Below are 13,486 nucleotides of genomic sequence, written 5' to 3'. Positions count from 1 at the left end.
CAGGTGTTTTCAGGGAATTTTTACCCATGCCGATCGTGATTCTGCGCCGCCCAGGTCATCCCTGGCCGTTCCTGTTGGCCGCTCGCCGTGATGCAATGCCAGCGCGCGCCGCGCTGCCACCCGCTCGCCACTGGCCTGATCGTCCCGAGGTCATCGCAACCTTCGACCCGCGGACCGAAGGAAGCTGGCTTGGCCTGAACGATCATGGCGTGGTGGCCGCGCTGGTGGAGCGGGCGGAGACGCTGCATGCCGGATCGGGCCAGCGCAGCCGTGGCGAACTGGTGTTGGAAGCGCTGGACCATGCCGAGGCCAGCGAGGCGGCCGGCGCGCTCGCCGATTTGCATCCGGACGCCTATCGGCCCTTCAATCTGCTCGTGGCCGATCCCCGCGCGGCCTATTGGGTCCGTCATGGCGATCCGGGTCCGATTCGTGTCCAGCCGATCCCGCCAGGATGGCATCTGCTGGCCGAGACCGAGTTGGACGATCCCGCTCATCCCTGGATCGCCGACTGTCTCTCCTGGTTTAAGGCGGCGGCGGTGCCGGACCCCGAGCAGGGCGATTGGTCGGGCTGGCGCGAGGTACTCGCGCGTCTCGATGGCGACGGCGTGCGCTCAAGCGCCTTGATTGCGCTCCCCGCCTTTCCCGGATTCAACAGCCGGCCCATCTGGCTCCAGGCCGAGGGCGGTTCGGATCGGGATGCGTTGCGGGAGATTTGGCTCGCGCCGTTATAAATAAGTTTGGACGCAGCCCAATCAGCAATTCTCAGTTTGAACGTCACTGTATGAGCAGTGGTGTCATGAGCAGTGATGCCCCCCTGAAGCCGTTCGTGGCGAATCCTGAGCCTGTCGAGGGGTCGAACCATGAACGGGTGGGTTTATGATGCGTTGTCTGCCAAGGGACTGGCGACGCGATGAGCAGATCAGCGGTCCGTCTCCTCGTTCTCTTGCGGTCGCCCGCGCCTGCCAGTCACAAAGACCGTCACGAGTCCCACCACCGTTGTTCCACCAACAATGGACGCCGTGTCGGACTGCCCGGCCAGCCCCAGCCACACCGTGGTCGCAAAGCCAGCCAGCGCGACCGTCAGCCCGAAAATCTGGCCCAAAAAGGTCTCGATGGCATTGAGCCTCATCGCCCGCCGCACGATGTCATGACGGTGGGCCGCTTCCGCCTCGGTCAGCTTCAGGATGCGTTCCGCGAAATCCGGCTGGATGTCGTTGTACTGCTGAAGGATGGCCGGATGCGGCAGCGGCCCCGAAAAGGTCTGGTGTTCAACTGCAACCTCAACCCTTCGCTCGCCGCCCCCTCTAACGGGGTTATTTCCGGAGCTGCGGCGGGGTGTTGACATGTTGCGCCTCCAATACCCGCTTCATATCGCTACCGATGCGATTCAGGTCGGCGCGCAGCATCTCGTTTTCCGTCCGTCGCGGGACGAAGCGGTCAAAGTTGGACGCGGGCGCAATGTCCATCACGCTCCCGACGCCCTTCAGAAAGTGCTTGAGATGCTTGTTCATAAGTATGGTATCAATATATTGTCTGAAACATATTGTGCAAGCACAAAATGTTGTGTTAACTGCATTTTTATAAGTCATTGTTTCGCTTGGTGAGACGAGAGATTACCAAGAAGGTTCCACCCAGCGCCACCGCTCCGTCGCCATGCTGCGGGTTGATGGTCAGACCGCGCAGCAACGCAAGCCGATGTGTGATCCTGTGCTGGTGGGCGTTATGATCCGGTTCTTCTTGTGGTTCCGACTTGGTGGAGTTGCTCGACGCGATGCCCGAGTGCCAACCGCGCGTCGCGGGATGGTAACGAAGGCGCTTGCGGTCATTGGCGTGGCTGGCTATCGTCGCGACTCGTTTTTCACTCTGATTTGCTCTCCAGGATCCAACATGTCGAACCGCATTCGTATCGCCACCCGCAAGTCTCCCCTGGCCCTGTGGCAGGCCGAGCACGTCGCCGCCCTGCTGAAGGGGCTTTATCCCGATCTCGCTATCGAGATCATCGGCATGAGCACCAAGGGCGACCGGATTCTCGACGCGCCGCTGGCGAAGGTCGGCGGCAAGGGGTTGTTCGTCAAGGAACTGGAACAGGGGATGCTTGAGGACACGGCCGATATCGCGGTGCACTCGCTGAAGGATGTCCCGGTGGAGTTTCCCGAGGGGCTGCATCTGGCGGTGGTCATGGAACGCGAGGATCCGCGCGACGCCTTCGTCTCGAACGTCTACCCGGATCTGGACGCGCTGCCCCAGGGCGCCTGCGTCGGCACCTCCAGCCTGCGCCGTCAGTGCCAGATCGCCGACCGTCGTCCCGATCTGCGCATCGAACCGCTGCGCGGCAACGTCAACACCCGTCTCGCCAAGCTCGACGCGGGCGAGTACGACGCCATCATCCTGGCCGCCGCCGGGCTGATGCGTCTCGGGTTCGAGTCGCGGATCCGCGCGCGCATCGAACCGGCCTTCAGTCTGCCGGCGATCGGGCAGGGCGCGATCGGCATCGAGTGCCGTTGCGACGATCCGCGCGTCAATGACCTGATCGCTCCCCTGCATCATCCCGACACCGCCGACCGGGTGCTGGCCGAGCGGGCGATGAACGCGCGTCTGCACGGCGGCTGTCAGGTGCCGATCGCCGGTCACGCTACCCTCGACGGCGAGCGTCTGCTGCTGCGCGGACTGGTCGGCAGCCCGGATGGAAAACTGGTGCTGCGGGCCGAATTCGTGGGACCGCGGGCCGAGTTCGATCACATCGGCACCCAGGTCGCCGATGACTTGCTCGCGCAGGGCGCCGGCGCGATTCTGAGCGCGCTCCAGGAATGAGCGGCCACGGCGATCTTGCCGGCCGCGGCGTGCTGGTGACGCGCCCGGCGGCTCAGGCGGACGGTCTCTGCCAACTGATCGAAGCGGCCGGCGGGCGGGCCATCCGCTTTCCGACCATCGCCATCGCGCCGACGGCGGACGCCGACGCGGCGGCGCTCCTGGCCGAAGCCTGGGATCTGCTGTATTTCGTCAGCCCCAACGCGGTGGAGCAGGCGCTCGCGCTGGTTCCGGACGGCCGTTGGTCGCGGGTCACCTGGATCGCGGCGGTTGGTCGGGGTACGGCGAAGGTTCTGGCCGCAGCCGGTCGCGCGCCGGATCTGGTGCCGAGCGACCGCTACGAGAGCGAGGCGCTCCTGGCCATGCCGGAGCTGGCCGACATGCGCGGTCGCCGGGTGCTGATCGTGCGCGGCGAGGGCGGGCGCGGGCTGTTCGCGGAGACGCTGACCGCGCGCGGCGCCGAGGTCCGGTTCGCCGAGGTCTATCGGCGGATGCGCCCGAGGGTGGATCCGGCGCCCCTGCTGGCGCGCTGGTCGGAGGACGTCCATCTCGTCATGGCGACCAGCGACGAGGTGCTGCTGAATCTGGTCGAGATGCTCGGACCGGCGGGTCGCGAACGCCTGCTCGCCACGCCCTTGGTCGTCATCGCCGAGCGCACCGAGCAGACGGCGCGCGGGGTCGGTTTCCAGACCGTCAAGGTCGCCGAGCGGGCGGAGGACGCCGCCATCGTCCAGGCGCTTGGCGAGTTGGCTGGCGCCGGTTGAGTCCGGGCAGGTCGATCCGCGACACCTGGCGCGGCGCGGCAAAGGTCAAAAAACTGTTTCCAGTTCCGCACACTTTCCACGCCGCCACGCCTTCCTTGTCCCGAGACGCGGACCGACGAACCTGCCATCGTCCGGATCTCCGGAGAATCTCTCGGCGATCAGGCGTCGCGGATCGCGGCCGTCGGACTCGGATGCTGGAGACTCTCCTGCAACCGGAGATTCGACAGGGCAAGCTTGATGGATTCGCTGACCGTGGCCGCCAGTCTCCGCAAGTCCTGTAACCGTGCTGGCGTGAGCGCTTCGCTGGCGCTCAGATGCAAGAGGCCCAGGGTGGCGCCACGCACGTTCAGCGGGATGCAGAGCGAGGCGAGCGGCGGCTCGGCCGGGAAATGACGGCAGGCGATTTCATCATTGTCCGGGGTGACGGCATGGGGTTGACCGCGCCGCAAGGCCCAGCAATCGTTCAGCGCGAAAGCAGGGGGCAGGCTGTCGGGATGACCCCAGGCGGCGACCCGACGCAAAGCTCCCGAGTCATCGATCACGGCCAAGCCGCCCGCGAAGTCCGCGAACAGCGTCTGCGCGCTCCGGGCGATGATGGGATAGGCATCCTCGTTGGTCAGGCAGGACAGTAGCAGATCGTTCATCTCGTTGAGCGCGATCATCTGGGCATCGTGCCGACTGACCTCGTCGAGGCTGGTCCGCAGCGCCTCCTCGGCGCGGCGGCGGTCGGTGATGTCGGTGATGGTGCCAACCATGCGCAACGGCTGGCCCTGGGCATCCCGCGCGATGATTTTGCTGCGTCCCAGCATCCAGCGCCATTCGCCATCCCTGGTGAGCAGACGGTGTTCGCACTCGTAACGCGCTGTCTCGCCGAACAGATGCGCTTGCAGTGCCGTCTCGCAGCGTGGCAGGTCGTCGGGATGCATCCGTTGCGCCCAACCCTGGACGGTCGGCTCGATCTCGCCCGGCGCATAACCCAGCATCTCGGCCCAGCGATCGCTGAACAGCACCTCGCCGCCGATCATGTCCCAGTCCCAGAAACCGTCGTTGGCGGCCTCCAGCACCCATTGCAGTTGCTGCTCGCTCGCCTGCAGGGCCAACTGCGCCAGCATCCGAGCGGTGATCTCCTCGTGCGCGATCAGCGCGCCCGGTTGGGGGCCGCTCAACGGCAGTACCCGCATCTCGAACCAACGGGGCTCGGTCGGCGAATCGCAGGGATAGGTCAGGGTGAAGGCGCCTTTGGCCCGCGCAATCACCTGTTGAATCCCCCGCAGGGCGGCCTGCGCCTCCAAGCCGTCCTGACCGGAGACCACGCGGTTGCAGATGGTCAGATAATTCGCGCCGACCAGGCAGGCATCGTCGCCGCCGTTCTGTTCGGCGAAACGCCGCCAGTTCGCGTTGATCAGGGTGATCGCCCCACGCCGATCGAGGACCGCGATATGGGCGGTCAGCGAATCGAGGACATCCTTGAGCAGGATTTCCTGCGCCTTCCTGGCCTCCTCGGCCACCTGCTGCGACTCGATGTCGATCAGCGCGGCGAGCTCGCGGGCGGAGTCCAGCTCCTCCGGGCTCCAGGGGCGGCTGTGGGCGCGGACCAACTGGCTCCAGGCGGCGAACGAGCGGCGCGGACTCAAGCGTCCGTCCGGCGCCCGGTCCATCGCCTTGTCGGGGTTGCCGCCCCAGTCGACATGACGCAACTGTTCGTCGCGAAACCACATCAGTTGGATCGCCTTGGTGGCGTCCAGCGGGAACAGCACCACCCCGGCGGCGGTGGCGGTCAGGTCCGCCGCGTCTTCCAGGTGGGCGCTCAGACAATCGGTGGCGAACAGGCGAGAGGGGCTGTCCGCATGCAGGGCGCTCAACCGCGCGACCAGGTCGAGGATGCGCGACGGCGCGGGCGTCACGCCGGCGGTAGCGACCTCCGCGCCATGAATCAGGGCCACGCCGCCGGCCCCGAGCGCGTTGAGGAGCGACTCCCGCTCCGCCCCTTGCAACAGCTCAGACAGCCGCCGCCCCTGGCGCAGGACGCCGATGATGTGGTCACGACAGTGTTTGAGTTGCGTCGCATGGCGCTGGCGCTCGCGCGTCTCCAGCAGGGCGATCTGGTCCGCGAGATTCCGCGCTATCCAGCCGGCGAGTTCGCGGATCTCGCCCGAGACCTGGAGCGGGGTCAGATGATGGCAGGCGATCAACCCCCAGAGTTGCCCATCGCACAACAGCGAGGCGGTCAGCGAGGCGCATACCCCCATGTTGCGCAGATATTCCAGATGCACCGGCGAGACGCTGCGCAACAGGCTGAGCGACAGGTCGAGTGGCGGTCCGCCGACCGGGTTCTGCGCCGGCAGCAGCGGCGAGGCGGTATAGTCGATATCGACGATGACGCGCGTCGGGCTGGTCAGATAGAGCGCGCGCGCCTGAACCGGGATGTCGGAGGCCGGAAAGTGCAGTCCCAGATAGGGTTTCAACCCCTCGCCGCGGGCCTCGGCGACCACCTCGCCGTGCCAGTCCGGATGGAAACGATAGATCATCACCCGATCATAGCCGGTCAGGCGCTGGAACAGGGTGGCGGCGGTCTGGAGCTTGGCCGGCAGCGCCGTTTGCAGGTGCACCAGGTCGGACTCCCGCACGGCCTGGACCAGCGCCTGACCGAGGGCGGGAGATGCCGCCGGGACGGGCTCCAGTTCCAGGATCGTCGCGGCCCCGGACGGATGGACATAGCCGGTGAAGCCCTGCTTGCCTGTCGCGGGGCGCCAGTCGAAGGCGGCCAGGGTCAGCGGCCGCTCCCGGTAGCGATGCAGTGCCAGGTGGACGCCATCGGCCAGGGAATCTCCCAGCACATCCGCCAGGTCATGCTCCAGCAGATCGGACGTTGCGATCCCGAGCAGATCCTGACAACTGGCCGACACCTGGGTGATCCGCAGCCCCGGCCCATGCAGGGCGAGCAGCGCCCCGTGGGGCTGAATCGAGCCAGGGACATGGATCGGCTCGGCGTCGCATTGATGGAGATCGGGGAGCGGAGCGGCGGGACTGGTTGCTGACGTCATGTAGATGACCCTAACAAAAGAATGCAATCGTTGTCGTCCTTGTTGTCGTTGTCGTTGTCGTTGTCGTTGTCCTTGTCGTCGTCCTTGCTCCCTTAGGAATCCCCCCCCGCGACCTCGACCCGGTTGCGCCCGCTGGCCTTGGCGCGATAGAGCGCGGCGTCGGCCCGCGCCAACAGGGCGGTGGCGTCCCGTTCCCCGGCCTGGGCGGCGGCGATGCCGATGGAGACCGTGACCGCCGGCAATTCCCCGCCCTGATAGAGGACGCGCAGTGCCATGATGTCTCGGCGCAGCCGGTCCAGCCGCGCCCCGGCCGCGTCGGCGGTGGCGTCGGGCAGGATCAGGGTCAGTTCCTCGCCGCCATAGCGACAGGCCAGATCGCCCACTCGCAGCGAACGGTTGAGCAGATCGCCCACCGCCCGCAGCACGGCATCGCCGGCGTCGTGACCATAGTGGTCATTGAAACGCTTGAAATGGTCCACGTCCAGCATCGCCGTCGCCAGCGGTTGACCCTGGCGCTGACAGCGATGGAGTTCGCGCGGCAGGGTCTCGTCGAGATAACGACGGTTGAAGAGTCCGGTGAGCCGGTCGCGGATCGCTGCCTCGCGTAGTTCTTCCTGGAGTCGGAGGTTCGACAGCGCCAATTTGATCGACTCGCTGACCGCCAGGGTGATGTTGTGCAGTTCCTGGTGTTGCTCCTCGTCGAGGACGTCGGGGAGGTTGACATGCAGCAGACCGAGCGTCTCGCCGCGCACGGTCAGAGGCACGCCGAAATAGGCGCTGGGCGGCGCGTGAAGAAAGTGCCGGCATTGGGTGGGGGTGGCGGAACCGGTCACCTCGTGGAAGCTGCCACACCGCATGGCCCAGCAGTCGTCCAGCGGGAAGCTGTCCGGAAAGTCCTGGAGATCGCCCCAGGTCGCCACGACCCGCAGGCGCGTGGCGTCCGCCGCGTCGATGATCGCCAGCGCACCGCTCCGGCCGGAGAGCAGGTCTCCGACGCTTCGTGCAATGACGGCATAGGCCTCGTCGCGGGTCTCGCAGGACAGCAGCCGTTCGTTCAGGCGGTTGAGCTGGATCATCTGCTGATCGTGACGCCGTAGCGCCTCCAGGCTGACCACCAACGCCTCCTCGGCGTGGCGGCGGTCAGTGATGTCGTGGACGACCGCCAGCAGACAGGTGCGGTCGTCCAGTTCCAGCGGTCCGGAGTAGACCTCGACGTCGCGCACCTCGCCGTTGGCCAGACGATGGGGCACCAGGAAATGCCCGGTGCCAGTCCGGTCGGCCTGACGCAGTTTCTCGGCAATCTGCTCGGGGGGCAGGGTGTTGAGGTCGCTGACCCGCATGGCGCGCAGCCGTTCGAGCGCATAGCCGTAGTAATCGGCGGCGGCGGCGGGGTTGGCATCGAGGATCGCGCCGGTCGCGGGATCGATCAGCAGCATCGTCACCCGCGACGCGGTAAAGAGCGAGCGAAAGCGCGCCTCGCTGCGTTGCAGCGTCGCCTCGCTCGCCTTGCGCGCGGTGATGTCGGTGAAGGACACCGCTACGGCCTGGACCTCGCCGCTGACCGTGTCGCGAATCGGCTCGCTGCTCACCAGCAGCCAGGTCAGGCTGTCGTCGGGCTGGACGACGCCCATCTCCACATTGCGCCGCGCGATCCCGGTGCGCAGGGTCGTCACCGCGGGCCAGTCGTCGCCGCGGAAGGAGGTGCCATCGGACTGGATGATCCACCAGTGTCCATCGTCCATGCCGCGCTCCCAATACTCGTCCGTGCTCACCCCCAGGATGTGTGCGGCGGCGGGGTTGGCGGTGATCAGGCGGCCCGCGCGATCATAGACCGCGACGCCCTCGGCCAGCGCCGCCAGCGCCGAGCGGTGGCGCTCCTCGCTGTCGCGCAGGGCGGCCTCGGTGGTTCGGCGGGCGGTCAGGTCCAGCACGGTCGCCAGCAGTAGAGAGCGGTCGTCGCGGCGGATCAGATCCAGATAAATCTCGACCTCGCAGAGCGCGCCGCCGGCCTGCCGATGCCAGACCGTGCGCGCGGTCGACACCTCCGCGCGCCCGGCCGCGAGATCGGACAGCAAGACCTCCAGATCCGCGCGGGGCGTGGCCGTGTAGTCCCAGATGTAACGCTGTCGCGCGATTTCGCGGGACACCCCGTAGAAGTCGGCGGCGGCCTGGTTGACGTCGAGGATGCGCCCGTCGTCCGGATCGACCAGGATCTTGATCAGGTTGCGGCTCGCGAAGATGGCCCGATACAACTCGGCCGCCTCTTCCTGTGCCCGGTGCGCCGCGCGCCGCGCGGTCGCGTCCTCCAGGATCCAGACGGACCCTGACAGTGGTTCCTCTGGCACCAGCGCCTGGGCGCGCATCAGACACCAGAAGCGGTGGCCACCCTGACGGACCAGTTCCACCTCGCCGGCAAACCTCTCGCCCCGCTGGATGAGCGGGTAGGCACGCTGGCCGAGCGCCAGATAGGCCGCGCGATCAGGATAGATCACCTCGGTGGAGACGCCATTCAGTTCGCCGGGCGCGTAGCCGAACAGGGCCTCGGCGTAGCCGTTGGCGTGGATGAAGTGGCGATCCTGGACGAAGAAGATCCCCACAAAGGTGTGATCCAGCAAGGCTTGGTTTTGTCGCAGCAGGCGTCGGGCCTGTTCCTCGCTCTGAGCCAGGCGGCGCTCGGAGTGCTCCAGATCCGCGATTCGCGCGGCGAGCAGGTCGCGGTGGGCGGCGATCTCCCGGCGCAGTCCTTCGCGCTCCAGCAGGTTGCGAATGCGCTGTTGGGCGATGCCGACGTTGATCGGCTTGAGGATGTAATCGGCGGCGCCGCCGCTCAAGCCTCTGGCCTCGGCGTCCAACTCGGTCAGGGCCGTCACGAAGACCACGGGGATGTCCCGCAGCGCCGGATTGACCTTGAGTCGCCGGCAGGTCTCGAACCCGTCCATGCCGGGCATCATGACGTCGAGCAGGATCAGGTCGGGGGGCGAGGCGATCGCCAGTTCCAGACCCTCGGTCCCCGAGGTGGCGATCCGCAGCTCGAAGTCCGCGGACAGCGCGGCGCCCAAGGTCAGGAGATTCGCCGGCGTGTCGTCGATGGCCAGAATGCGGGGGCGTGGCGCGTTCATGTCATTGAGCCTCCAGCGGCCAGCGGCCAGCGGCCAGCGGCCAGCGGCCAGCCATTGCTTTGCGAGGTGATCGCTCATACACCGCGCCAGTTCCGACCATCGTTGAGTCTGCCGAAGCCGATGCAATCCGGAACCATCGCATACCGCTCTGGGCGCGGTTTAAGACGCTGACCGCTCTGTTATGGATCAGCACTCCCAGCCCTCCGCTTCAGCAAGACGGCGCAACTGTTCAAGCGCCAGATCGAATCGGAAGCTGGCCAGTGGCGCGCCGATCCCGTTGACAACCGCCGCCAGACGAGTGCCCGCCACAGCATCCTCCAAGTCCTTGCAACAAGCGAGCGCATCGAACTTGTGCTGCTCCAGCAAGGGTCGCAACTCCGCCAGGAGACCCGTCACCCGTGCCAGATCCGCCGGTTGGTCGACCCCGTCCGGACGCGCCGCCGTGGTCGCGGACGCCTCGGTCGCGGGCAGCCAGCGGTCGAGCAGGGCCACGAGGTCGTCGAGCAGGGCCGGCTTACCGAGAAAATCGTCCATGCCGGCGTTGAGGCAACGCCGCCGATCGTCGTCGAAGACATTGGCGGTCAAGGCGATGATTGGCAGATGCGGTTGGGCGTTTTCCTGTTCCCAGTGTCGAATCCGCGCCGTGGCGGCATAGCCGTCCAGCACCGGCATCTGACAATCCATGAGCACGAGATCGGGCGCCGTGTCCGGCGTGCCGGTCTCTCGCGTCGTGGCCGCGACGAGACCCTGCTGGCCGTCCTCCGCCAGCGTCACGGTCACCCCAAGCCGGTTGAGCAGGGATTGCATTATCTGGCGATTGACCGGGTCGTCCTCGACCACCAGCACTTGAGCGCTGAACCGCGCCGGGCGCGCGGCGGGAGAGGGATCAACGCCACGGGGATCTTCCGTCTTGGCCACGAGGTCCGCCCGAATGCGAAACCAGAATCTTGATCCCGTTCCCGCCTGGCTGTCCACGCCCACCTCGCCATCCATCAAGCGGGCCAGGCTGCGCACGATCGAGAGCCCGAGACCGCTGCCGCCATAGTGTCGCGTGGTTGCACTGTCGACCTGCGAAAAGGGCTGGAACAACAGCGCCTGTTGTTGCTCGGCGATCCCGATGCCGGTATCGGAGACCGCGAATTCGAGCAGCGCGGTCCTGTCATCCCGCGCGATCTCGGACGCCTCGATACGGATGCCGCCCTGGTGCGTGAACTTGATCGCATTGCCCACCAGATTGGACAGCATCTGGCGCAGGCGATGCGAATCGGCCCGGTAGCCCTGGTCGCCCGGTCCGCGCCAGTCCTGTTTCAGTGCCAACGCCTGGCTGCTGGCGGCGGCGCTGAACAGCGTCTGGGTCTCCTGGAGCAGGTCATTGGGTCGGAACGCAACCGGGTCGAGCCGCACCTTGCCCGCTTCGATCTTGGAGAAATCGAGGATGTCGTTGAGCAGTCTCAGCAAGGTCTGGCCGGAGTCGAGGATGATCCGGGCATAGTCCAGGCGGTCGCTCTCGGCGAGTTGCGGCATCAAGAGGAGTTGCGCCATGCCCAGGATCCCGTTCATCGGGGTGCGGATCTCATGGCTCATGGTCGCGAGGAAGCGACTCTTGGCGACATTCGCGGCCTCGGCCCGTTGGCGCTCGGTTTTCAGGACGAGTTCGTGCTCCATCCGTTCGGTCACATCGACCAGACTCCCCAGCATGCGCCGTGGCGCGCCATCGGCGTCACGTTCCACCACCTGACCGCGATCGAGCACCCAGATGAGGCATCCATCGGCTCGACGCATCCGATGCTGATGGACATAGGGAGCGCGTCCCGCCAGCGCCTCCTGAATCGCCGCCAGCACCGCGGCCCGGTCATCCTCATGCAAACAGTCGGCAAACTCCTCGACCGGATGCGGTCCGACCAGGTTCTCGCTGCCAAGGATTTCGAGCCAGCGCCGGTTGTGCGTCACCCGGTTGGCGAGGATGTCCCAATCCCAGATTCCTTCGCCGGTGATCGCGAGCACCTCGGCATAGCGGCGTTCGCTGGCCAGGAGCGCCGCGGCGATGCGTTCCCGTTCGGTCACGTCGTGAATGATGGAATAGAGCGCCGACCGACCTCCATAACGGAAGGGGCCGGAGTGCACCTCGACCCGGCGCAGCTCCCCGTTCGCCAGGCGATGGGAGAAGAGGAACACCTCCTGCTGTTCCTGCCGCGCGCGCCGCATCTCGCGTTGGAGTTCGTCCGGCGGCAGCGGATTGATGTCGTGGATCTGCATCCGGCGGAGCTGATCGTAGCCATAGAAACGCTCGGCGGCGGGGTTGGCGTCGAGAATGTCCCCGGTCTCCGGATCGATCAGGAGCATGACGGCCCTGGCGCTCTTGAACAGGGCGCTGTAACGCGCCTCGCTGTCGTCGAGTTGCTCGCGCAACTGGCGCGACAGACGTTCGTCCGACCGCTGCTGACGACTGATGGAGGCGATGATGATGAACAGAAAGGTATCGATGATGACCCCACCGACCGCGACGATCAGGGGTTGCGAGGCGTCGGCGCCGGACAGATAACCGGGGAGGGTATGGAGCGACAGCGTCCAGAGGTGCTGGCCGGCGGGCACCCGCACCAGCGCGGACCGTTCGCCGGACGCCGTCGGTCTCAATGCGTCGAGCGTCGCTTCGGGCCGGTTGTGCAGCAGCAGGGTCGCGGGCGAGGGGGTCGCGCCGTCGAACAATTCCAGATCGATCCCGCCCTGATCGGCCCCCAGGATGCCGTGCAGGAAATCCTTGACGCGAAAGGGGCTGTAGACGAAACCGAGCAGCGCCGCGCGGCGCTCCGTGGTGGTGGTGAGCGGCTGGTCTTTCTCATACAGGGGCATGTACATGAGAAAGCCGTATTGCACATCCTCAGCGGTCTCCTGGACCAGCGTCACCCGTCCCGAAATGGCGGGCTCGCCGGAGTCGCGCGCGCGTTCCATGGCCGCGCGGCGCACCGGCTCGGAGAACATGTCATAGCCAAAGGCGCGCCGATTGCGCCAGTCGAAGGGCTCCAGGTAGAGGATGGCGCTATAGGTCTCGCGTTCCCCCGCCGGGCGAATCGCATAGTCGGGGAAGCCCTCGGCGCGCACCTCCGTCTGGTGGCGCTCAAGTTCGTCCGGCGACAGCATCCGGCTGAAACCGAGCCCCTGAATACCGGGAAAATTCTGCTGGAGCCGTAAACCGGAGACATAGCGATGCCATTCCTGGCGCGTGACATCTTCCGAGGCATTGAACAGACCCACGCCGCCGCGTAGAGCGGTTTCGTAGGTGAGCAGACGTTTGGCGATGGCCGCCACGATATCCTCGGTCTGGAAGCGAAAGCGCTGTTCGGCCTTCGCGCGGATGGCATGCACCGAGATCGACCAGGCCAATGCCGTGAGCAGTAGTGAAAACGCCAGGATGGCCCAAGCGGTGATCCGATGGTGCAGGAGCCGTTGTAACCGCTTGGCTCCGCTGTTTTCCTTAACGATCTCGGTGTCTTCGACGCGTCTGAAGTGGTGGTCGCTCAGCGGCATGCCAGAAGAGGGCTCCGCCTCGCGGGTTGCTGTTGCTCAATGGTGCCCGACATTATCCAAGGTTTGACTTTGGGTTACCTGGAAAATGTATCGCCATGCCAAAGAAGATCGGTTGAACAGGATTCCGCTGCGTGTAACGCGAGTCGAACCTGTGTCCTCCATGTCTGTGACTAGTACAGTGGCGCTCAAATGTTTGTAATGGCACTTAGACCATCAATGGTTTCCC

Annotated in this window: 8 protein-coding genes; 3 read left to right on the top strand and 5 right to left on the bottom strand. The window is 66.1% G+C overall.

Annotated elements, in window-relative coordinates; all coding sequences use genetic code 11:
- Positions 1-26 precede the first annotated feature (26 nt).
- Positions 27-731, top strand: a complete 705-nt coding sequence (locus QZY07_RS04725) for an NRDE family protein (protein ID WP_295400202.1) — start codon at positions 27-29, stop codon at positions 729-731.
- A 188-nt stretch (positions 732-919) separates the two neighbouring features.
- On the opposite strand, the gene QZY07_RS04720 is transcribed toward QZY07_RS04725, so the two are convergent.
- Entirely contained in the window at positions 920-1,345 is a 426-nt protein-coding gene (locus tag QZY07_RS04720; RefSeq protein ID WP_295400200.1) for a DUF2335 domain-containing protein, read from the bottom strand.
- The gene (locus tag QZY07_RS04715) at positions 1,314-1,511 is read right to left on the bottom strand and encodes a hypothetical protein (protein ID WP_295400199.1); all 198 of its coding nucleotides are present in this window, start codon (positions 1,509-1,511) and stop codon (positions 1,314-1,316) included. Before QZY07_RS04715 ends, QZY07_RS04720 begins: the two co-directional genes overlap by 32 nt.
- A 376-nt stretch (positions 1,512-1,887) precedes the next feature.
- On the opposite strand from QZY07_RS04715, the gene hemC reads away from it, so the two are divergent.
- A complete protein-coding gene (gene hemC / locus QZY07_RS04710) occupies positions 1,888-2,811 on the top strand; it encodes a hydroxymethylbilane synthase (protein ID WP_295400197.1) in 924 nt (307 codons plus the stop codon).
- A complete protein-coding gene (locus QZY07_RS04705) occupies positions 2,808-3,572 on the top strand; it encodes a uroporphyrinogen-III synthase (protein WP_295400195.1) in 765 nt (254 codons plus the stop codon). Before hemC ends, QZY07_RS04705 begins: the two co-directional genes overlap by 4 nt.
- Positions 3,573-3,730: 158 nt before the next feature.
- Here the strand turns inward: QZY07_RS04705 and QZY07_RS04700 are convergent, their stop codons facing one another.
- The 3 genes from QZY07_RS04700 to QZY07_RS04690 form a co-directional block, all read right to left on the bottom strand.
- Positions 3,731-6,616, bottom strand: a complete 2,886-nt coding sequence (locus QZY07_RS04700) for a PAS domain-containing protein (protein ID WP_295400193.1) — start codon at positions 6,614-6,616, stop codon at positions 3,731-3,733.
- A gap of 92 nt (positions 6,617-6,708) precedes the next feature.
- Positions 6,709-9,813, bottom strand: coding sequence for a diguanylate cyclase (locus QZY07_RS04695; RefSeq protein WP_295400191.1), 3,105 nt, complete (start codon positions 9,811-9,813; stop codon positions 6,709-6,711).
- Positions 9,814-9,921: 108 nt separating this feature from the next.
- Positions 9,922-13,260: a CHASE domain-containing protein gene (locus tag QZY07_RS04690; RefSeq protein ID WP_295400189.1), complete on the bottom strand. Its 3,339-nt coding sequence runs from the start codon at positions 13,258-13,260 to the stop codon at positions 9,922-9,924.
- Positions 13,261-13,486 lie beyond the last annotated feature (226 nt).

Origin of the sequence: uncultured Thiocystis sp. (assembly GCF_903866365.1) — a bacterium.
Lineage (GTDB): Bacteria > Pseudomonadota > Gammaproteobacteria > Chromatiales > Chromatiaceae > Chromatium.
This window is presented reverse-complemented; position numbering and strand designations above follow the sequence as displayed.